We start from the raw sequence: 22,195 nt of genomic DNA, 5'->3' as shown, positions 1-22,195 counted from the left end.
GCGTGCGAACTGGATTTGGACGTACGCTGTCGAGCGCGAAATGTCTCACATGAGCCGGAGCGAGCCGCGCCGGCATCGTTCCAGCACTCATTTTGGCAACTTTCAAGCAGATAAGATGAAAGCAAACACCCTACAACGCACGTCGGGCCCCAATGGCTCCGGAAACGAGCAGGACCTTGACCTGCATGCAAACGCCCTACAGCGCACGGCGCGCCTCGATGGCGCGGCCGAGGGTGAGCTCGTCGGCATACTCGAGGTCGCCGCCAACGGGAAGACCGCTCGCCAAGCGCGTCACGGCGATACCCAGCGGTTTGATGGTGCGGGCCAGATAACTTGCGGTGGTCTCGCCCTCGATGTTGGGGTTGGTGGCGATGATAACCTCTTCGATATCTTCGGAACCCAGACGCGCAAGCAGCTCGCGGACGTGGAGTTGCTCGGGTCCGATTTTGTCCATCGGGCTAATCACGCCGCCAAGCACGTGATACAGACCGTGGTAGCTGCCCGTCCGTTCAATCGCGCTTACGTCGCGCGGCTCGCCCACCACACAGACACGCGTGCGATCGCGGCTCATATCCTCGCAAATAGAGCACTCGTCAGCCGTGGCGTAATTGAAGCACCGACTGCAAAAATGCACCTCGTTTTTGACCATCAAGATGGCGTCGGCCAAGCGATGTGCCTCTTCGGCATCGGCTTCAAGCAGGTAATATGCGATGCGTTGGGCGCTCTTGGGTCCAATGCCGGGCAGGCGGCCCAGCTCATCGAGGAGAATCTGCAAACTGCGATCTGCATTCATGGCGGCGGTAAACCTCGTTAATCAAATAACCGACCGCCGCAGCGGCTCAACCGGCGCCCAAACGGCGCCGGCCCAGAACCCCTACGGCAAACAAAAAAGCGAAGCTAGAACGGCATGCCCGGGATGTTGAGCCCGCCGGTGATGCTGCCCATCTGCTTGTTGGCGACCTCGGCCACGCCACGAACGGCCTCATTCACGGCGGCGATGATCATGTCCTCGAGCATCTCGACGTCCTCGGGGTCGATGGCCTCGGGATCGAGCTTGAGCGAGGTGATCTGCATGTCGCCGTTGACGGTCACCTTGACCATGCCGCCGCCCGCGCTCGCGTCGACCGTGGTCTTGGAAAGGTTCTCCTGCATGACGGCCATCTGCTCCTGCATCTTGCGCGCCTGCTTCATCATCTGCTGCATGTTCATGTTGGCCATGAGTCTCTCCTTAGAGCGAAGCGGCGCCCGGTTTCCCGAACGCCGCAGGATAATCCGCCCCAAATCGTATCACGAACACCCGTGCAACCAGCCCTAAAAGAGGACCCAAGCACGGCCAAAGCAGGCGGCAAAAACGGACGCGCAAGCACCCGAAAACAAAACCAGCCGAGCCTATCGCTCCTGCGCCAAGCGCTCCTTGAGCTCCGCTTTAGCGTCGTCGAGCAAGCCGGGGTTAAGCATGAGCGCAATGGCGGAGGTGGCGAGCGCCTTGGCCGTCACGCGCAGGCAATGCCGTGCGTTGTCCGAAAGCGCCAGCTCACGGAACTCGTCGGTATGGCCCGAGATCTTGCGTTCGGGCAGGATGGTGCCAAAGATGTTGACCGCCGGGATGACGCGCGACACGTCGCCCAGGTCCTCGCCTCCCTTATCGCCCGGCATGCCGTCCATGACCGGCTCGCCAAACGCCTCGAGCTCCGCGCGAGCAACGTCGCCCAACACGCCGTTTGGAACGCGACCCAGATACCCGCCGAGCTGCTCGATTTCGACCTCGCATCCGGTCGCCATGGCAACGCCGCGGGCGCAACGCTCGACAACCTCAAGTGCGGGGGCGATGTGCAATCCGACGGTGGAGGAAACCTCGACTTCCAAGAATGCCTCGTGCGGAATGCGGCCGATGTCGTGGGAAATGGACTGAATCACGTCGCAGATGTGCACCTCGTCGGGCAGCTGTTGGCGCGCCACGCCGATGGCCTGATGGAACAGCGACGCTGCGTCCATGGCGTTGACGCCGTCCTCGGGATGCGACTCGGCGTGCGCGGGCTTGCCGGTAAACCGCACGTAGGTTCCGGAAAACGACGTGCAGCCGCCACCGATGCGCGTCATCGCCGAAGTCGGGTGCATGAGATACACCGCGTCCACGCCATCAAATGCACCCTCGTTGAGCATGATGATCTTGCCGCCGCCGTCTTCCTCGGCGGGCGTACCATACACCTCGATGGAACCGGCGATGCCGAACTTCTCCATAGCGGCCTTCGCGGCGATGCCGCCGAGCATGGCGCTCGTGGCAATGAGGTTGTGGCCGCACGCGTGGCCCATCTCGGGCAACGCGTCGTACTCGGCAAACAGCGCGATGCGCGGCACCGCAGCGCCCGCACCGGGCGCATCCCCCGCGGGCACCCCGCGAGCAAACGTCGCGCCAAACGAAGTCGGCAGCTTGGGGCACACATCGGCAACCTCGAAGCCGTGTTGCGCCATCACCGTTCGGCACAGCTCGCTGGCGTATTTTTCCTCAAAAGCGATCTGCGGATGCGCGTGGATGTCCTCGGACACCTCCCACATCGCATCAAACTCGCTGTCGACCAGGTCATTCACGAATGCGCGCACGTCGGCCAGCAAACCCGGTCGCGCGTCGGCGACCGAAGTCTCCTGCGCGAATGCATCGTACGAGCAAGGGCGCTCGCAAACACAAACGCCCTCATCCTCGTGCCGCATGCCGTTGTTGTCAGATGCAGCCATGCAACACTTCCTTACACAATGCCGAAGAACGAGCAAACCAGCGCCAAGACGATGATGAGCAGGATAAGCGTACCGTACTTATTGTTATTCTTCTTAAGATACAGGTACACGAGGCCGATTATGCCGAGCGGAAGCAGGCCGGGAGCAACGCTATCGAGCATTCCCTGAATCGAAATGGGATCGGCGGTGTTCGCGAGTGTGAACTCAACCATGAGCTCAAGACCAACATTTTCAGCAGAAAGCGCACCCATGACCATGAGGCCCAAGATTCCACTGGCAGTGATAATTTTGTCCATAATGCCGCTCTTAAGCATGTTCATAACGGCGCCACGGCCCAAATCGTATCCCAGGCCATACATCCAACGGCCGATGAAGTAGGTCACCAATGGGAACAGCAGCGCGGCAGGAACCGCAAGGACATTACCTGCAAGTGCAAACGTGGTCGCGATGGAAAGCGCAATCGCCTTGGAAGTACCCCAAATCAAGCTGTCGCCGATGCCCGCCATGGGTCCCATCAGAGCAGTGCGAATGGAATAGATAACCTCGTCGGGAACATTCTCGCCCATGGCACGCTCTTCCTCCATGGAAAGTGTCATGCCATTGACAACGGCGCCGATGGTGCCCTCAGTGTTATAGAACTGGGAGTTACGGCTGAGCGCGTCTTTGTAATCTTCGTCATCTGGATAAAGCTTGCGTAGCGGATCCATGATGGACAACATGTGGGGAATGCCCTGGAACACGACGTCGTTGCTCGAAACCTCAGCATAGAGCCACCACTTGGTCCACGCCTTGTTCACATCCTGTTTGGTAAGGAGCTGCTTGCTGCTATCTTTTTCTGTCATTACTGCTCATCTCCCGTCGAAAGCGAGGCACCCGAAGTCGGGTTGTTGCCCAGGAAGTAGTACAGGACAGCGACGCAAGCGCCGAAGATGGCAACCGCGATTGCGCCAAAACCTGCGTACTGCACGATGAAGTAGCCGATAAAGAAGAACGGCATGATTTCCTTCTTGCCGATAAGGGACACGGCAATGGAGAAGCCAATGGCGGGCAACAGTGAACCGGCAACCTCAATACCGTGCATAGCCCACTCGGGAATCGAATCGATAACCGCGAGCACAAGCTCAGAGCCCAAGATGTTGCAGAGGAACACGGGAACGAAAAAAATCACGGCAGAGGTAAGCAGGGGAAGAATCGTCGCGTTAATGCGAACGCCCTTGAAGTCCTTCTTCTCTAAGCACTTATTGACGCGGACGGTCCAAACGTTGAAAACGGCGCCCTTGACAGTCCAAAGGGCGGCACCCAGCAGACCAAACGGAACAGCGAGCACTGTCGCGGCGCCAGCGTCCAGACCAGTAGCGAGTGCGATGGGGATAGAGACAAGCGCCGCAGAGCTCGCGCATGCCGGAACCACGCCACCCGGGTAGATGATGCCTAAATAGAGCAGCTCGAGCGAGCCTCCAAGCACCAAACCCTGGGCCAAATCACCCATCAAGAGGCCCACTACGCCACCGACCACAACCGGTTGACCGAGGGTATCCGAAAGCGTATAACCATAGTCCGTCGTGGAAAGTACCTGCCAAAAACCGCAGAACGCTGCGATCAGAATCGTCGACAATTCCATATCGAACACCTCCTAGAAATTGAGTTTTTCGATTACTTGAGAAAGTGGGTAGTCTACCGAGGTGGGTACAACCTGCACGTGAACGCGCGTACCCATCGCTTCGATTTCCTTAAGTGCATCGATGTCAGCACGACGGAAGGCTATACCACAAGCGGGGAAAGTATCCTTACCGCCACCGCAACCTCCTACTTGGAGATCGTCAAACGCAAGACCACCTTGCTTGGCGCACAGCGCATCTTGAGCGCTCTTAAACAGCATCAAAACATTGCCTTCGCCAAATGTATTTTCCTTCCAGGCGACGCAAGCGTCTTCAACAGCAAAGACGTCTACACGAACGCCCCGCGGCGCTGCCATGCGATAGATGTCAGCCATAAATGAATCGGCAGCAAGTTCATCATTTGCAATAACGATACGGTTCGCCTCGCTCACGCGCGTCCACTGGGTAACGACCTGACCGTGAATCAAGCGGTAATCCAGGCGCACAAGCTTCAACTCCGCCATGTGACTTCCCTTCCTCAGCAAATCATATGGGGTCATCCCCCAATCATTTTTCAAGCCGCGTGGCATCGTCCATGCCAAACATTTGCTCTGCGTTAACCGCACGCGCTTTTGCTCGACTAGACATTCACTCGGTTACTTGGGGTCGACGCTCACAATCTCGTGTCCGCCGAAGCCGTTGCGCAGGGCAGACACTGCCTTGCATGTGAACGAATCGTCCTCCTGCGACGCGTTGCGCACCATGAGCGCAAGGGCGATCGTCGGAACGGGGACCTCCATCTCAAGGGCCGTCTCGACCGTCCACTTCGCCTCGCCGTTCGCCGCCACAACGCCCTTGATGTCCTCAAGGTTGGGATGTGCGCCAAGCTGCTGCTCCATGAGCTCCATGAGCCAACCGCGAATAACCGAGCCGTGATTCCAGTTGTGGGCAACTGCTTCGAGGTCGTAGTCAAACTCGCTCTTGTGCATGATTTCCAGACCTTCACCGATGGCCTGCATCATGCCGTATTCGATGCCGTTGTGGACCATCTTCATGAAGTGGCCGCTCCCGGCGGGACCGGTGTACAGCAGGCCGCCTTCGACAACGAGGTCCTTGAGCAGCGGCTCAACATAGTCGTAGGCCGAACGATCGCCGCCGGTCATGACGCACGCACCGTTGCGAGCGCCCGACATGCCGCCGGACGTGCCCGCGTCGAGGAAGCGAACACCCTTCTCCGCAGCCGCCTGAGCGTGGCGCATTGAGTCGCGATAGAACGAGTTGCCTGCGTCGATGAGCACATCCTCCGGATCCAGCAGCTCGAGGGCCTGTGCCATGCACACTTCAGTCGGTTCGCCGCAGGGGACCATGACCCACAGCACGCGCGGCGTCGGCAGTGAGGCAACCAAGTCCGCCATGCTGTCGTAGGTTGCGATGCCCTCCGCCTCGGTCGCCGCGCGCATATCCGGATTTGTATCGAATCCATGTGCGACGTGCCCATGGTCAGAAAGGTTGCACGCGATGCTCTTTCCCATCTTGCCAAGGCCGACAATGCCGATTTCCATTGAAATCACTCCTTCCCCAAAACTCGAAATCAACAGAAGCGATTCTTGTGTGGGTCTGCAGAACCCATGCCCGACATGTCAAGGGCGAATCTAGACGAAGCATAGCAGAAATTATTTTTTTCTTTAAGCCTTTTTACAAAACTTTTTTTATTTTGCGGTAAATGGTAGATTACCTTCGGCTATCGGCACTTATGCGATAATGAAGTTAACGTGGGGTATTGCCTTAGGCAGTGTCCCGTACATAGACCGAAGGATTTCCCTATGTCACGCCTTTCACTCAAACGCAAAATCAAAAGTCTGTCGCGCGATTTCAGCAAGAAAGAGGCACTTATCGCCTCCTTTATCCTTGAGGAACCGAAAAAAGTTTCGCGCATGACCATCAACGAGATTGCAGAAGAGCTCAGTGTGGCACCGTCCACGGTGTTCCAATTCACGCGCAAACTGGGATTCGCCGGGTTCCGCGATTTCCATAACACCCTGCTTACCGAGGAATTCGACCCTGCGGTTTCCGTCCACGAGAACATCCGCCCCGACGACGATGCGCTCGCTATTGCGCAGAAAGTTTTTTCTTCGAGCATCAAGTCGCTGCAGGACACCAGTTCCCTGCTCGACCTCGAAACGCTACAACGTGCAGGAGATATGCTACTTGGCGCCCATACCGTGGCGTTTTTTGGCGTGGGCGGCTCCAACGTGGTGGCCTACGATGCATATCACAAGTTCCTGCGCACGCCGCTGCGCGCGCAATACGGCACCGACGTGCACATCCAGCGCATGCAAGCGTCCCTGCTCGGCAAGGGCGATTGCGCCGTCATCACCACGCACACGGGCCTCACTAAAGACACGCTCGATATCGCCCGAATCGCCCGCGACGCGGGAGCAGGCGTCATCGCCATCACGAGCTACCCTTCCGCCTCGCTCACAGCGCTGGCAGACATCGTGCTGGTTTCCGCTTCCGAAGAAACGGGGTACCGTTCCGAATCACTTTCAAGCCGCATCGCGCAGCTCGCCATCATCGACTCGCTGTTCACCATCGTTATGTTTGCCAGCGACGACAAGGCAATCGAGCCGCTCAGCCGCATCCGAGCCGTCATCGCTCCCACCAAGGAGGAGTCGGAGTAGAAGACGCAGCGGGCAGGGGTCGTCATCCCTACCAGGGAGAAGATGGCGCGAAAGCCACGCGCGCGAGGTTCTCTCAAATACGAAAGCCGTACATGCCTCGAGCCCGGTTTTGGCCGGGCTCTTTTTTACTCAATGATGGTGACGGTGCCGAATATCTCTTTAAGCATGGCCTCTTTGTCTGCGAGAGTTGGAGCATCGGTCGCTTCGTCGATAGCGGGGCCCTGCGAATCGAATGAGGGAATTTCGGACGCAGCAGGTGAGGCGACCTTGGACTGCTCCCCAACCACAGCTGACCCGACCTGGTTAGACGGCTGGACAGGAGCGCTTGGCGCGGGAGCAGGGGCACTCGACGCGGGATGGGAGGGCACGTCGAAGGGCGGCGTCTCAAGGTCGTCCTCGTAGAGAACGGCGTACTCGTCATCGTACGGCGGCATATCGTCATCCCATGCCGGCTCGGGGATGGGCGGCTCGGACTCAGGGGCGGGGGCGGGAGTGGGGGCCGGGACAGATGCGGGTGTCGCCTCTGGGGCAGGCACGGGGGTCGGAGCGGGGACCGGGGAAGCCGCACTTGTTTCCGTCGCATAAGCGCGAGTTTTTGGAAAATCTTGCAGATTTTCGCGGTCCTGCGACGCTTTTTCGACTACTGCAGGTGCTGGGGCGGGTTCAACGGGAACGGGCGCAGGGACAGACGCCGGCACAGAGGCGGGAGCGGCAGCAGGCGCGCTGCCACCAACTGCACCATCCATCTCGTATACAACGGAGCGCTTTCCGAACACCTGGCAAACGATGGGCATCACGAGTTCGCGAGAATCGGCGCGCGTAATCATCTTAAGTGCGAAATTCGAGCCCTTGGGGAAGGCGACGGTGAGCGTTTCGCCGTCGTCACTGACCGCGCGTGAACTTTGCAACAGCCCGCCGCGAGAAGCCTGGGCGGCGGTGACAAGTTTGACCACTTCGAGCCAACGACGCTGCAGATCACCCGCGTCAGCGGCAGGCGGCGTGACGGCGCAAGCCGCCATCGTGGGCTGGGATTCGGACGAAACCGTTTTGCTCACAGCGGACTGCGCGGGGACAGGAGTTGGAGCGGCGGCTGGTTGCGAAATTACCGGAGTTGAGACTGCCGGCTGGGGCATATCCGAAGCAGAAGCCGGTTGAGTGGTTACTGGGGCCGAGGTTGACGGCTGAGCTGCAGCAGACACGGGAGCAGGTTGAGATGTGCTCGGAACCGAAGGCATCGCCGGCTGTGGCACGGGTATCGGTTGAGGGATAGGCGTCGTCGGCTGAGAGGCAGGTGCAGCCTGGGACGTGACGGAGGCCCTTTGAGGTTCAGCCGAAACCGTCTGTGATGCGACCGAAGCCGGAGTTGGGGTGGGCTGGGACGCTGTCGCGCTCGAAACCTGAGACTTCGTCGGCTGAGGTTCAGCTGAGGAAGCGGGGATCNGTCGCGCTCGAAACCGGAGACTGCGTCGGCTGAGGTTCAGCTGAGGAAGCGGGGATCGCAGGGGCAACTGAAGCAGGCACGGACTTCGCAGCAACCGGCGCGGCGGCCGGAGCCGTTGGCGCCGTCGCCCGAGGCGCAGACGCCGCAACCGTCGCAGTCCTACTCGAAACCATAGCCGCGCGCTGCTCGGCAGTCATGGGACCACGCGGAATACCAGCCGAAAGCTGCGTTTCCAAATGCAGAATACGCTCGGCGAGCGACTCGAGCGTCAAATCGGTCTCGGGTCGTGCCAGCCTGGTAAAGGCAATCTCCAACACCAAACGCGGATCCGACGCATCGCGCATCTCGAGCACGGCATCATCCAAAACCGTCAGCGTGCGCGCAAGGCGGTCGGCACCTTCAAACAGCGCCGCCTCCTCAACAAGGGCAGCCACCTCCTCGGGCGTCCCATCGAACAGCTCGACGCGCGGACCGGCAATCGCCGCAGTGTACACGTCGCGCATGTGCGCCACCAAATCGCGCGTAAGTTCAAGCAGGTCGTTGCCGGCTTCAAGCTGGTCGTGCACCAGGCCGAACAGCCCCACGGTGTCACGCACGGCAATCTTGCAGGCAAACTCGGAGAGCACCGCCGAGGCGACCTCGCCCAGCAGCGCGCGCGCATCATCCACGCGCACCGACCCATCGCCAAACACAGAAAGCTGCTCCAACGTGGACAGCGCGTCACGCATGCCGCCGCGGGCATGGCGGGCAACAATCTCGAGTGCCGCCTCGTCAAACGCAAAGCCCTCCTGCTCGCAAATAAAGCGCAGGCGCTTCACGATGTCGTCGTTGGAAATGCGATGGAAATCGAAGCGCTGGCAGCGCGACAAAATCGTCTCGAGGATCTTTTGCGGGTCGGTGGTGCACAGGATGAACACCACATGGCTCGGCGGCTCCTCGAGCGTCTTGAGCAGCGCGTTGAACGCCGCCGCGGTGAGCATGTGCACCTCGTCGATGATGTACACCTTGTACGCCCCGCGCACGGGGGCGAAGTTCACCGACCCGATAATCTCCTCGCGCACGTTGTCCACACCCGTACGCGACGCAGCGTCGAGCTCGTACACATCGGGGTGCGTACCTGCGGCGATGGCCTCGCACTCCGGACACGTTCCGTCGGGCATACACCCAGAGGCGCCCGTTGCGCGTGCGGCCTCGGCACCCTGGCAGAGCAGCGACTTCGCCAAAATGCGCGCCATGGTCGTCTTGCCCGTACCGCGCGGCCCACAGAACAGGTACGCATGCGACAGCCTGCCCTCGGCAACCGCGTGTTCGAGTGTCGAAACGATATGCTGCTGGCCCACGACGCTGTCAAACGTCAACGGGCGATATTTCCGATACAGCGACTCCATAGGTGTCCCTTCTGAGAGTTACGCGAGTTTCACGCGAACGGGTTGCGAGCTTACGTCGGTGATGCCGGCCCACCCCTTCCGCGCATCTTCAATGCTACAGACCGTGGCCGGCAAGACGGCGATCGATTTCCTTGAGCGTCATGCGTATGGCGAAAAGCTGCTTATAGGTTGCCGATTTTACCTTGTTCTCGGCACGCAGGGCATCCATGCGCGCGCCGGTTTCCTCCAGCTCGCCGCGCACCTCGGCGGCGAACCGGTCGAACGCCGCCAATCGCTCTTCGTTGCCAAGCATGCCCCTCGCCCCTTCCGCATATTTCTCCATACACCTAGTGTGTTCAGTATCATACCGCCCCGCGGGAGAACTCGATGGCAAGAGACAACCGTTTGACCACATCTGCGTGCTAAAATGCGGCCCATAAACGGCTCAGCCAAAGAACCACACCTCAAACGCACCAAGGATGGCCATGCCACTCTTTCCGCAAAAAAAACGAGCGCAGCAACCGGACAAAGCGCAACCACAGNCGGCGCCGTGCCCCAACCGCCCCTGCCCGCCGTGGGTACGGCGGCAAGCACCCTGCTCAAACGCTACCGCCCGCTCCAAACCCGCGCCACCGGCGGCTTTGGCAGCGTCGAAATCTGTCTGGACAGTCGGCTGCAACGGCGCGTTGCCATCAAGCGCATGCCGCTTGCCTCGCCCTACAACCGCACCTCGCTCGAAACTATCGACAGCGCGCTCAAAGAGGCGCGCACGGCAAGTATGCTGCAGCACCCCAACATCGTGCAGGTCATCGACTTTTCCTACGACAGCGCCTATGCCTACCTGGTCATGGAGTACGTCGACGGCATGAGCCTGGAGGAGTTCCTCGCCCAGGTGGACGGCCACTCGCTCACCTACGACGAAACCGCCTGCATCGCAGACGCGCTGGTACAAGCGCTCGCCCTCGCACATGAAAACGGCGTGCTGCACCTCGACATCAAACCCGCCAACGTCCTTATCGACCGCAGCGGACACGTGAAGCTCGCGGATTTCGGCATGGCGACGCTGGCGAGCGCCGCCGGGTTTGGCGGAGCACGAGGCGGGACCATCGGCTACATGTCGCCGGAACAGCTCAACGGGGCCGAGGTGGACTCCCGCAGCGACATCTTCTCGCTGGCAGCGGTGCTCTACGAGTCGCTTTGCGCCACGGCCCCCTTCCGCGCCGGCACCCCCGCCGACTCGCTTAACAACATCGAGCGCGGCGTAATCTACCCCAGCGACCTGCTCCCCGACATCCCCGAGGCAACCGAAGAAGCCCTGCTTGGAGCCCTGTCACCGCTCGCCGATGACCGCATGGACGACGTCACCGAGTTCGGCGACTGGTTCTGCGCGTATCTGGGCAATCCGCGCGAGGGCCGCAAGAGCCTGGCGCGCATCATCAACCGTCTTACGTCCGATGAGGAAGATGAGGGGACCGAAGCACCCAACGGAGCCAGCACCCGCGGGACGCGAGAGGTCGATCCGGCAGAAGGCTACCTGGGAACCCGCAGTTCACACGCCCGTTGGGCCGTTCGCGGAGCCATAAGCGGCGTATCCGTCGGTGCGATTTCCTACGCACTTCTTGGCGCTATGCACGCCAACGGCGCCGTAACGCAGCTGGCCACGGCGGTGGGCATCGGACTTGCCGCAGCGGTGGCCCCGCAAATCGGGTCCGCGCTCGCCGTCGCGGGCTGGCTCATGCTCATCGTGAGCCACACCCCGATTCTTTCGGTGCTGCCCGTGGCAATCCTCGGCTTCGCCCTGACCGCAGGTTGGTGGCTCGTGTGGGGCCGTATTCATCCGGCGGCATCCGTGGTGGTTGCCGTGGCGGCGGCCATGGGAATCGCATGCGGAAACGCCACGATTGGAGCTCCCGTCGCCGTGGCGATCGCCGCGTACTTCCTTCCCAGCGGCGTGTCCGCCATCTCAACCGCCTTTGGCCTCGTGTTCGCACAGGTGCTCGTGGCGGCACTGGGCAATGCTGGAGCGCTCGCCTCGGGAGATGCCCTGCTCGGACTGCTCGAACCCTCATTCCTCATACCCGCCATCGCGTTTTCGGCATGCGCCGCAGCGGCCAGCTGGGCGCTCGACCGCGCATGGGGCTCCTACCAAAATAACGGGGGAACGGGCAGCGCAACGGCGGTTTACGTGACGCTCCCCATCCTCTCGATAGCGCTGCGCTATCTTGCTCACCCTATGGAAATTGCCAGCGTACCCACGCTTGAGGTCGCCATAGCAACGGGCCTGGGAGCCCTATCCTCTATAATCGTTTGGATATGTGTGTATTTGCTCGGTTATAAACGAGATTATGTGGAAGGTGGTCGTTCGTGAACCTCCTGAACATTTTTGAAGATCGCATCTCGGGAATCTTCGGCGCCAGCAAGGCCCCGTTCTCCTTTAAGAAACTCGCTAAGCAGGCAGCGCACGAGATGGAAGACCAAACACTGGTCATCAACGGCGTCAACACCGCGCCAGCGCTCTACACGGTTCTCATCGCAAACGACGACGACCCCATCATCTCCCCGTATTACCCGCAGCTTGCGCGCGAGGTTGCAGAGTTCGTCAAGGCCCAGGCGCAGAAAAAGCGCTACGACTTTGTGGGCGATCCTCTCGTCCGCTTTATGATCGATCCCTCGCTCAAAGCGGGAAAGTTCTCCGTGTTTGCCGAGAACGTCGACCGCCCCACGCTGGCCCGTCTTTTTGAAGAGGAGCGCGCCTACCTCAAGGGGCCGCAGGCCCAGCCGGTGTACGCGAATCGCGCTGCTGCCGGAACTCGCTCCCAACAACCCGTGCCCGCCGCCGGTACCAACAACCCGGCAGGCGTCAACAACCCCGTTGCGAACGCCAACCCGGCTGCCCTCAACAGCCTTGATGCGCGTGTCCCGCACGCGGTGGCTCCCGCAGCCTCCGACCCGTTTCCCCCCGCACCCGCCGATCCGTTTGCGCCGAGCCCGGCAAACGCGCCCATCCCCGTTCCCAAGACCATGACGCGCGAGCAGCTCGCCGGCCTGGGCGGGGCGGCTGCGGCCGCAAGCGCGGGTAGCATCGCGGGCGTGGCCGCGAATGCGGCTGCCGTTGAAGGAGCGGCGCACCTGGCTCCGCGTGCACAGATGCCCATGCCTCCCCTCGCCCATCTCGTCGACGTGGTGACGGGCGATACCTATGACATCACGAGCCACCGCTCGGTTATCGGCCGCGAGCGCGCTGCTGCCGACGTGGTTCTGCGCGACCCCAACGTGAGCCGCAAGCACGCCGAGCTCACCTTTACCGGCAGCGATTGGTCCATCGAGGACCTCAACTCCACCAACGGCACGCTCGTCAACAACCGCCGCATTTCGCGCTGCCCCCTGCGCAACGGCGACGTTTTGACGTTCGGTCTCAGCACCTTCGAGTTTAGGGGTTAGCCGTGATTGACATCATCCTGTTTGCGGGCCGAATCGTCCTCGTCATCCTGCTGTACATCTTCCTATTCGCCGTGATGAAAACCGGCGTGGGACTGGTGCGCGGCCAGCGTCGCGACTCCGCAATCTGGACGATCGACGTCGACAAGGGACCGCGCGGCATCCGCGGCATCCATGTGGATATGCTCGGCCCGGTCATCGTGGGCCGCTCGCCCTCCTCTGACATCTGCATCAACGAGCCGTTCGTCTCGGCGAGCCATGCGCGTTTCTCGCTGCAAGGCCCGGCGCTCATCATCGAGGACCTCAACTCGCTCAACGGAACGCTCATCAACGGACGCGCACTGCTTGAGCCCGCCACCCTGCGCGAAGGCGACGAGGTGCAGATCGGCGATGTGGTTATGAAGGTGAACCGTCGATGAACGACGAGCGGAACAACTACTCCACCACGTCGTCTCCCCAGCAAGAGCCGGCATTTGAGGGCGCACACGCCGCGCATCCCGCGGAGCATGATGCCCTGAGTGCCGATATGCCTGTCGAGCCCGCCTTCGGAGCCTCTGTCCCTGCGAGCGATGTTCCGACGCCCACTCCTGTCGAGCCCACACCCGCAGTTGCCGAAAAAGCGTCGCAGGACCGCGAAAATCTGCAAGATTTTCCAAAAACTCGCGCTTATGCGACGGAATCGAGCGCAACTCCCGCCAATTTCGCCGACTCCCCCGAGCCCGACCTCACGATTCCCGACCCCACGGCACCCGCTTCGCCGGAGGACACGGCCGAAATCGACGTGCAAACCATCGAGGCCAAGCTGAGCGATCCTGGCTCCACGCAGAGCTTCGCCCCCATCACCGACGAACTCATCGACACCGACGCCACCTTTGACGCCGGCACGTCGTCCACGCTGCGATGGGGCGCGCGCTCGGACGTGGGATGCGTGCGCAGCCACAACGAGGACTCCTATCTGGTCGCCTCCCCGCTCTTCTGCGTGTGCGACGGCATGGGCGGTCACGCCGCCGGCGAAGTCGCAAGCGCCATCGCCGTGGAGACCATTGCGAAGACGGGCCCCAGCTCCGCCAATGCCGCGCAGCTCGGCGCCGCTATCGAGGCAGCCAACGCCGCCGTCATCGATGCCGCGCTCAACGGCATCGGTCGTCCCGGCATGGGATGCACCGCCACGGCGGCCTACATCGAGAGAACCACGCTCGCCATCGCGCATGTGGGCGACTCGCGCGCCTACCTGCTGCACGAGGGTACGCTTATCCGCATCACGCGCGACCACTCCTACGTTGAGGAGCTGGTAGATGCGGGCGAAATCACCGCCGACGAGGCGCGCGTGCACCCCAATCGCTCCGTCATCACCCGCGCACTCGGCTCCGATCCGGCCATGTATGCGGACCACTTCACCATCAACGTCGAAAAAGGCGACCGCCTCATCCTGTGCTCCGACGGTCTTTCGGGCATGATTCCCGACGGCGAAATCGAGCGCATCGCAACGATGTCCGCAACCGCGCAAATCTGCACCGACAACCTGGTAGATGCGGCCCTCGCCGCGGGCGGCGGGGACAACGTGACCGTGATCGCAGTCGACATCGCCGACGACGGACGCATGCGCGAGCTACGCAAGAAGCACCGTCGCACAGCGATCATCGGGGTCGTTTGCCTGCTCGCCGCAATCCTGGTTGCGGGCATCGTCTCGTTCGTTTCCATCACCAACTCCGTGTACCTGGGCGTCAAGGACGACGCCGTGGCGATTTACAAGGGCGTTCCCGGCAGTCTGTTCGGCCTTGAGCTTCACTGGCTCGAGGACGAAACTTCGGTACTGCTCGAATACCTGCCCGAAGACACGCAAAACCGCCTGCGTGAGGGCATCCCCATGGAGAGCATCGACGACGCGACCGAGACCGTCTCGCGCTATCGCAAGCAGATCGACGAGGAGCTGAGCAAGCAGGTCGAAGACGCGCAAACCATCAAGGAGAACTCCGAGGGCGGCACGGGTATTGCCAGCGATGCGCCGGGTGAAGCCCCCAACAGCGTCAGCAACCCTGCCGGCGCCGTAGCCGCCACCGATGACTCGAAGTCCGAAGGAGGTGCCGCGTAATGAGCCGCCGCACGACTGAATTGCTCTTGCTCATAGCTGCCGCGTTCCCCGTGACGCTGCTCTACGCCATGTACGTGGTCACCGCCGGCGCTGCGCTTTCATTCCAAACGCTCGCGGTGCCGCTCGGCCTTGCCGCCGCCTTCGCCGTAGCGCACATCGGCATCCGCATCCTCGCGCCCGGCGCCGACCCCGCGCTGATTCCCATCGTGTTCACGCTTTCTGGCATCGGCATCACGTTCGTTACGCGCCTTGACCCCGACGCGGCGATGGGTCAGATCGTCCTGCTGTTCGTGAGCGTCGCACTCATGGTGGGCACGCTCGCTGTGGTTAAAAACCTCGACGTGGTCAAACGCTACAAGTACACCTTCGGTGCCATCGGTATCGTGCTGCTGGTGCTGCCCATGCTCATCGGTACCGAGATCTACGGCTCCAAGCTGTGGATCAAAATCGGTAGCTTCACCTTCCAGCCCGGCGAGTTCGCCAAGGTGTTCATCGTCTTGTTCCTCGCTGGCTACCTGGCCGAAAACCGCGAGCTGCTCTCCATTTCCAACCATTCGTTCCTCGGGGTAAAGCTCCCGCGTCTGCGCTTGCTGTATCCCCTGTTCATCGTGTGGGGCGTCTGCCTGCTCGTCGTCGCGTTCGAACGCGATCTCGGCAGCGCGTTGCTGTTCTACACGATCTTCCTCATCATGCTGTATGTGGCAACAGGACGCATCTCCTACGTGCTCATCGGTATCATCTTGCTGCTCATCGGCGGTTTTGGCATGTACCAGATCATGGGCCACGTCCGCGTGCGTTTCCAGATTTGGCTCGACCCGTTTTCCGATCCGCAAAACCTCGGCTACCAGATCGTCCAGTCGCTCTTCTCGCTGGCAGACGGCGGCCTGTTTGGCACGGGCATCGGCAAGGGCATGCCCACGCTGATTCCTGTCGTTTCCTCTGACATGATCTTCGCCGCCATCGGCGAGGAGATGGGTCTGCTGGGCGGAGCCGCCGTGCTCATGCTGTTCATGCTGTTCGCGGTGCGCGGTCTCACCACGGCGGCGCGCGCTAAGTCCGACCTCGCCGCGTTCTGCGCAGCCGGACTTACCGCCGCCATCACGTTCCAGGCATTCACCATCGTGGGAGGCGTGACCAGGCTCATTCCGCTCACCGGTGTCACCCTTCCCTTCATGAGCCAGGGCGGTTCGTCGCTGCTGGCGAGCTTTGTAATCGTTGGACTGTTGCTGCGCGCAGGCGATGAGGCCACGGGTCGCGAGGCCGAGCTCACGAGCGCGAGCCTCGGCACGGCAGGTATGTTCGCCGCTGCCGGAGCTGCGGGAGCCGCACCCGACGTAAGCGCTGCGAGCGCCTATCGCGTCAACACGCGCGGAGCGCATCTGCGCCGCCCCTCCCTCGACACGCCCGAAAGCGGCCTGCTGGGCCGCGTGGCCCTTGCCAACCGCCTCACGCGCACGGTGTTCCTGTTCACCGCGCTGTTCGCCGTGCTCATTGGCAACATCACGTATGTGCAGGTCATCAAGGCAAACGACTACCAGAACATGGCGATCAATAACCACACGCTCAACAAAGCGCGCTATGTGAAGCGCGGCTCCATCATCACGTCCGATGGCCTCACCCTCGCAGAGTCCATCCAGCAGGAAGACGGCAGCTACGCGCGCTCGCATCCCAATGGAAACCTCGCCGCTCATGTGGTGGGCTACTACTCGCAGCAGTACGGCACCTCGGGTGTCGAGGGCTCGCAAAACGAGACCCTCACGGGGTCGCGTGATTACTCGAGCTGGCAAAACGCGCTGAACTCGCTTGCAGGCCTTACCGAACCGGGCAACTCCGCACAGCTCACCATCGACTCGCGCATCCAAATCGCCGCTGAGCAGGCGCTCCAAGGCCGCACGGGCTCCATCGTGGTGCTCGATCCGCGCACGGGCGCCGTCCTCGCCATGGCAAGCGCCCCCACCTACGACAACACCGACGTCGAAGCGGCAATGGCGGCCGCGAACAGCGAAAACGCTGACACATCGCTCTATGACCGCTCGACGCAGGCGCTCTACACGCCCGGCTCCACGTTCAAGGTCGTCACGCTTTCCGCTGCACTTGAAAACGGCACCGCATCGTTGAGCTCCATGTACGACAGCCCCGGTCGCCTCGAGATCGGCGGAGCCGACGTGGTGAATATCAACGAGGCCTCCCATGGCGAGATTCCGTTGAGCGAGGCGTTCGCGGTGTCGGCCAACACGGTATTCGGCCAGGTTGCCACGTCACTCGGCGCAGATAAGCTCGTCACCACCGCACGCGCCTTCGGCTACGGCCAGACGCTCGGCCTGGACTTCGACTCCGCCGCGTCCATCATGCCCAACCCCGACGACATGACCGAGTGGGAAATCGCCTGGGCGGGCGCCGGACAGCCCGTCGGCCAAGGCCACACCCCCGGCCCGCAAACCACGACGCTGCAAAATGCCGTGGTGGCAGCCGCAATCGCCAACAACGGCATCGCCATGAACCCCTACGTGGTGTCGCGCGTTCTTTCGCCCTCCGGCACCGTGGTCAAAACCACTAGCGAGCACGCCCTCGGCCAAGCAGTGAGTTCCGATACAGCTGAGCAGGTCAAACAGGCCATGCTCGGGGTTGTTGAGAACGGTACTGGCTACGGCGCACGCGTTCCCGGCGTCAAGGTGGCGGGCAAGACCGGCACCGCCGAAACCGGCAATTCCCTGGCGAACTCCACGTTCATCGGGTTTGCACCATACGACACCCCAACTGTTGCGATCTCCGTGGTACTCGAGGAGCGCAGCAGCAACGAGAGCAGCGCTGCCGAGGTGGCGGGCCAAGTTTTGAGGGCCGCCCTTGCAGCGCAGGGCTCTTAAGAGGTTCGAGCAGGGTATTCAGCCCGGGAGTTCGAACGCAGTCCGTGCGTTGTTTCGCAAGGAACATACGGCAGCTCGTTCGTTCGCCCGTTTTGAGGTTACACTTCCGCGAGGAGCGGATGAAGTTGAAGGAGTTTGAGAGATGGCAGACGGACAGCGAGTTCTAGGAGGAAGGTATCTCCTCAAGGACAAGGTTGGCAACGGAGGCATGGCGAGCGTGTACCGCGCTCAGGACCAGGTGCTCGATCGCACGGTTGCCGTGAAAATCATGTTGCCGCAGTACGCCGGCGACGCCACATTCGCGGCGCGCTTCAAGCAGGAGGCGCAGGCGGCTGCAGGACTTTCTAGTCCCTATATCGTGGGCGTGTACGACTGGGGCCATGACGGCGACACGTATTACATCGTCATGGAGTACCTGCGCGGAACCGACCTCAAAAGCGGCGTGCGCAGCCATGGTGCCCTCGACCCCAAGAAGGTCGCGCAGATCGGTTCGCAAATCTGCGGCGCCCTTTCCGTCGCACACAAGCACGAGATCATCCACCGCGACATCAAGCCGCAAAACATCATGGTGCTGCCCGACGGCAACATCAAGGTGATGGACTTCGGCATTGCGCGTGCCAAGAACAGCCACCTCACCCAGGACAACAACGTCTTGGGCACCGCACATTACGTCTCCCCCGAGCAAACGCGCGGCCAGGAGCTGGGCGCCACGTCCGACATCTACTCCCTCGGCGTGGTCATGTACGAGTGCGCCACGGGTCGCGTTCCCTTTGACGGCGACGACGCCATCTCCGTCGCCCTCAAGCAGGTCAACGAGCTGCCCGTTCCGCCTTCGCAAATCAACCCCAACGTTGACGCCACGCTCGAGCGCATCATCCTCAAGTGCATGGAAAAAGATCCGGCGAACCGCTTCCAAACGGCCGACGAGCTGCGCGCCGTTCTCAACGGCTACGCCACCGGCCAGTCCGTTGAGGTCGCCGAGCCCACGCGGGTCATCGGCGTTATGGGCGGCGTCGGTGCCGGCGCCACCGAAACACGTGTGATGAGCGACTCCACGCAGGTCATGGCCCGTCCCATGAACAGCATGAGCAACACCGCCACGCGCCCCAACATTGCTGCCGCCGGGCGCACACCTTCCTCCTCGTTCTACGAGGAGCCCGAGAAGAGCAACACGGGCAAGATCGTGGGAATCGTCATTGGCGTCATCGCCGTACTTGCGCTGGCATTCTTCCTGTTCACAAAGCTGTTTGGCGGCTCGGGCGAGCAGGTCCTGGTTCCCAACGTAGTAAACACACCCAAGGCCGAAGCGCAGCAGGTCCTCGAGGACGCGGGCTTTGAAGTCAAATTCGAGGACGACGTGTTCGACGAAACCATCATTGCTGGCAACGTGGTCGATCAGACCCCCGATGGCAACAAGACCGCCGAAAAGGGTTCGACGGTCACGCTTGTCGTTTCCAAGGGCCCGAAGGAGCCTGACCAGGTCGAGGTTCCCAATATCACCGATCAGTCGGAGCAAGATGCTCTCAAGATGCTCGCCGATGCCAAACTCCAAGGTAAGAAGGTTGGCGAGGAAGCCAACGACGCCGAACCCGGCACCGTTATTTGGCAGGGCACGAACACCGGAACCATGGTCGACGAGGGCACTGAGATCGAGTACAAGATCTCGACCGGCCCCGATGAGCAGAACGTTCCCGGCGTGCTCGGCTGGTCCAAGGACGACGCGTCCAACGAACTTTCCAATGCCGGTTTCAAGGTTGAGTATGCCGAGGACTACAGCAACGATTACGCCAAGGGCAGGGTCATGAAGCAGAGTCCCACCGGCACCGCCAAGAAAGGCAGCACCATCACGCTCACCATCTCCCTCGGTTCCAAGGACGGCGACAAGGTCGACGTGCCAAACGTCGTTGGAAAGTCGTACAGGGATGCCGTGCAGATACTGAGCAGGAACTTTGTCGTGAAGCTTGCCGACGGTTGCCCTGAGGACGGCGAGGTCATCGAGCAGTCGCACACCGGCAAGCTCGAAGCGGGCAGTACTATCATCCTGACCACGCATTAAGGTTCGGACCGGCCGGCTCGGTCGGGCAGGTCCAACCAGGCCGGGCAGCGAAAGGGCCCCGCACCACAGGTGCGAACGCTCGGACACACAAATACGCAAATCCCGTCTTGCAAACCCGCCCAACACGCACGTTGGGTGGGTTTTTGCATGGCTGGCAGCTTCCCGCCATCGGACGCAAACCCATCGCATGCTGTCGATGCGCACACCATGACGCCTCATCAACCGCTTCCAACATGTCCGCCTTGTTAATCCTAGTGTTTCACTAGACATTAGGCGTGTGAGTGCGTAGACTTTCGCTCACACACTGTGCGATTACTGCACCTCGAATCATGCAGGACGGCACGGGAGGGAGAGACATGAGTTTCATCGCGACCATACGTGAAGACATCCAACGCGTTCAGGAACAAGATCCCGCGGCGCAAAGCGGTCCTGTCATCTTCCTCACCTATCCCGGACTCCATGCCAAATGGATGCACACACCCGAGCACTGGCTTTGGAAACACGGGTTGCGTGGCGTGGCGCGCGTTCTTTCTCAAATCACGCGATTCTTCACCGGCGTTGAAATTCATCCCGCCGCACAACTTGGACGGCGTTTCTTCATAGACCACGCAATGGGCGTCGTGATTGGCGAAACCACCATCGTTGGCGACGATTGCGTCCTCTACCAGGGGGTAACTTTGGGGGGCACCGGCAACGAGAGCGGCAAGCGCCACCCGACGCTTGGCAATAACGTCACCGTTGGTGCAGGCGCAAAGGTGCTCGGCAACATTACCATTGGCGACAACGTGCGTATTGGCGGAAACTCCGTCGTGGTAAAGGACGTGCCGAGCGATTCGACCGTAGTCGGCATCCCCGGGCGCGTAGTAAAGCGCAACGGCTGCCGTGTGATGGAAGAAACCTTTAACGCCAAGCAGCATCGAGAGAGCATGCCCGACCCCGTGCAGGAAGTGGCAATGATGAACCGCGAAGGCATCGCCGACAACCAGCGTCGCATCGAGGAGCTCGAGAGACAAATCGAGGCACTCAACACCCTGGTGCAAAAGCTCGTGAAGTAACGCAGGGCGACCGCACAGCCTATTTTCTCTTCAAGATGGGCTGCAAATGGCAAAAAATGCCAGATTGTAAGGTCTGACGATCCCTCCCGGAGGGTCGTCGAACCTTACGCCTTCCCCTCCAAGCAAGACCAATTAAAAAACCTGCAGGTAGAGAAGGTGTCTTGTTTTTTCCGGTCTGACAGACAATCGCCCTCGCATCGCCAATCGAACCTGGAGGCCTTACAATCTGGCATTTTTTGCCATTTTTCTCCCCAAGGGCCGAAAAACCGGAGATGGCGTGTTCAAGCCACTGATCTCAAAGGGGAAACTCGCCGAAGTCGCTCATTAACCTTTGGATCAAAGAATGAAAAATCCGCCGGAAGTGTCCCGCAAGCTTTCGGAACTATAGGCGGAGCTCGCCAATAAGGACTTCACCCCTATTTCATCCCTCGGAATACTCAATACGCCCCGTTAAAAGAAAAACAGGTCACCGGGATTACAACGATGACCTGCATTTCAAATGGTGCCCCCGGGCGGATTCGAAAACGACACCCGCAGGAAAGAGTGTGCGCGGGTGTCGACGGCCCGAATCCGCCGAATCATCGGCAAAAGAAAAAGGCCACCGTGTGCGAAGCGCACGATGAGCTGCATTTCAAATGGTGCCCCCGGGCGGATTCGAAAACGACACCCGCAGGAAAGAGTGTGCGCGGGTGTCGACGGCCCGAATCCGCCGAATCATCGGCAAAAGAAAAAGGCCACCGTGTGCGAAGCGCACGATGACCTGCATTTCAAATGGTGCCCCCGGGCGGATTCGAACCGTCGACACCCGCTTTAGGAGAGCGGTGCTCTATCCCCTGAGCTACGGAGGCACGTGAAACGTATTCTAGCACG

18 protein-coding genes and 1 tRNA gene are annotated in these 22,195 nt (G+C 61.0%); 8 read left to right on the top strand and 11 right to left on the bottom strand.

Translation table 11 applies throughout. The annotated features are described in order from the left end of the window. Positions 1–196: 196 nt before the first annotated feature. From recR to gnd, 7 genes are all read right to left on the bottom strand, one after another. Positions 197–793 carry a recombination mediator RecR gene (gene recR / locus C1711_RS05660; protein ID WP_102338169.1) on the bottom strand — a complete coding sequence of 199 codons (597 nt, stop codon included), beginning with the start codon at positions 791–793 and terminating at the stop codon, positions 197–199. 104 nt (positions 794–897) lie between these two features. Further along, a complete protein-coding gene (locus tag C1711_RS05655) occupies positions 898–1,218 on the bottom strand; it encodes a YbaB/EbfC family nucleoid-associated protein (RefSeq protein WP_102338168.1) in 321 nt (106 codons plus the stop codon). A gap of 171 nt (positions 1,219–1,389) precedes the next feature. Further along, positions 1,390–2,733 (bottom strand): M20/M25/M40 family metallo-hydrolase, encoded by a 1,344-nt coding sequence (locus C1711_RS05650; RefSeq protein ID WP_199824849.1) that lies wholly within the window; start codon positions 2,731–2,733, stop codon positions 1,390–1,392. An 11-nt stretch (positions 2,734–2,744) separates the two neighbouring features. Further along, positions 2,745–3,575 (bottom strand): PTS system mannose/fructose/sorbose family transporter subunit IID, encoded by an 831-nt coding sequence (locus C1711_RS05645; RefSeq protein WP_102338167.1) that lies wholly within the window; start codon positions 3,573–3,575, stop codon positions 2,745–2,747. Further along, positions 3,575–4,354, bottom strand: coding sequence for a PTS mannose/fructose/sorbose/N-acetylgalactosamine transporter subunit IIC (locus C1711_RS05640; protein ID WP_102338166.1), 780 nt, complete (start codon positions 4,352–4,354; stop codon positions 3,575–3,577). The genes C1711_RS05645 and C1711_RS05640 overlap by 1 nt, the downstream gene beginning before the upstream one ends. 12 nt (positions 4,355–4,366) lie before the next feature. Then, a complete protein-coding gene (locus tag C1711_RS05635) occupies positions 4,367–4,855 on the bottom strand; it encodes a PTS sugar transporter subunit IIB (RefSeq protein WP_159060070.1) in 489 nt (162 codons plus the stop codon). A 132-nt stretch (positions 4,856–4,987) separates the two neighbouring features. Beyond that, complete coding sequence (gnd, locus tag C1711_RS05630; protein ID WP_102338164.1) at positions 4,988–5,893, bottom strand: phosphogluconate dehydrogenase (NAD(+)-dependent, decarboxylating); 906 nt, start codon at positions 5,891–5,893, stop codon at positions 4,988–4,990. 261 nt (positions 5,894–6,154) lie between these two features. On the opposite strand from gnd, the gene C1711_RS05625 reads away from it, so the two are divergent. Then, positions 6,155–7,012: a MurR/RpiR family transcriptional regulator gene (locus C1711_RS05625; protein WP_102338163.1), complete on the top strand. Its 858-nt coding sequence runs from the start codon at positions 6,155–6,157 to the stop codon at positions 7,010–7,012. A gap of 125 nt (positions 7,013–7,137) precedes the next feature. Here the strand turns inward: C1711_RS05625 and C1711_RS05620 are convergent, their stop codons facing one another. From C1711_RS05620 to C1711_RS05610, 3 genes are all read right to left on the bottom strand, one after another. Beyond that, entirely contained in the window at positions 7,138–8,067 is a 930-nt protein-coding gene (locus C1711_RS05620; protein ID WP_159060069.1) for a hypothetical protein, read from the bottom strand. Between the two features lie 364 nt (positions 8,068–8,431). Then, entirely contained in the window at positions 8,432–9,841 is a 1,410-nt protein-coding gene (gene dnaX, locus C1711_RS05615) for a DNA polymerase III subunit gamma/tau (RefSeq protein ID WP_102338161.1), read from the bottom strand. A gap of 94 nt (positions 9,842–9,935) precedes the next feature. Further along, complete coding sequence (locus C1711_RS05610) at positions 9,936–10,133, bottom strand: hypothetical protein (RefSeq protein ID WP_199824848.1); 198 nt, start codon at positions 10,131–10,133, stop codon at positions 9,936–9,938. Between the two features lie 237 nt (positions 10,134–10,370). Between C1711_RS05610 and C1711_RS05605 the strand changes: the two genes are divergently transcribed. The 7 genes from C1711_RS05605 to cysE all read left to right on the top strand — a co-directional run bounded on the left by C1711_RS05605 (position 10,371) and on the right by cysE (position 21,325). Further along, complete coding sequence (locus C1711_RS05605; RefSeq protein WP_159060068.1) at positions 10,371–12,188, top strand: serine/threonine-protein kinase; 1,818 nt, start codon at positions 10,371–10,373, stop codon at positions 12,186–12,188. Beyond that, positions 12,185–13,261 (top strand): FhaA domain-containing protein, encoded by a 1,077-nt coding sequence (locus C1711_RS05600; protein WP_102338158.1) that lies wholly within the window; start codon positions 12,185–12,187, stop codon positions 13,259–13,261. The genes C1711_RS05605 and C1711_RS05600 overlap by 4 nt, the downstream gene beginning before the upstream one ends. A 2-nt stretch (positions 13,262–13,263) precedes the next feature. Next, positions 13,264–13,677, top strand: coding sequence for an FHA domain-containing protein (locus C1711_RS05595; RefSeq protein ID WP_102338157.1), 414 nt, complete (start codon positions 13,264–13,266; stop codon positions 13,675–13,677). Then, positions 13,674–15,350 (top strand): Stp1/IreP family PP2C-type Ser/Thr phosphatase, encoded by a 1,677-nt coding sequence (locus tag C1711_RS05590; protein WP_102338156.1) that lies wholly within the window; start codon positions 13,674–13,676, stop codon positions 15,348–15,350. Before C1711_RS05595 ends, C1711_RS05590 begins: the two co-directional genes overlap by 4 nt. Continuing rightward, positions 15,350–18,214, top strand: a complete 2,865-nt coding sequence (locus tag C1711_RS05585; protein ID WP_102338155.1) for an FtsW/RodA/SpoVE family cell cycle protein — start codon at positions 15,350–15,352, stop codon at positions 18,212–18,214. The genes C1711_RS05590 and C1711_RS05585 overlap by 1 nt, the downstream gene beginning before the upstream one ends. A 142-nt stretch (positions 18,215–18,356) precedes the next feature. Continuing rightward, entirely contained in the window at positions 18,357–20,270 is a 1,914-nt protein-coding gene (pknB, locus tag C1711_RS05580) for a Stk1 family PASTA domain-containing Ser/Thr kinase (protein ID WP_102338154.1), read from the top strand. Positions 20,271–20,626: 356 nt separating this feature from the next. After that, positions 20,627–21,325, top strand: coding sequence for a serine O-acetyltransferase (gene cysE, locus C1711_RS05575; RefSeq protein WP_102338153.1), 699 nt, complete (start codon positions 20,627–20,629; stop codon positions 21,323–21,325). A 772-nt stretch (positions 21,326–22,097) separates the two neighbouring features. Here the strand turns inward: cysE and C1711_RS05570 are convergent. Next, positions 22,098–22,173: transfer RNA gene (locus C1711_RS05570), tRNA-Arg, on the bottom strand. Positions 22,174–22,195 lie beyond the last annotated feature (22 nt).

It is taken from the genome of Collinsella provencensis, from assembly GCF_900199705.1.
GTDB classification, from domain to species: domain Bacteria; phylum Actinomycetota; class Coriobacteriia; order Coriobacteriales; family Coriobacteriaceae; genus Collinsella; species Collinsella provencensis.
Note: the sequence above shows the minus strand (reverse complement) of the source record. Positions and strands in the feature narration are given on the sequence as shown.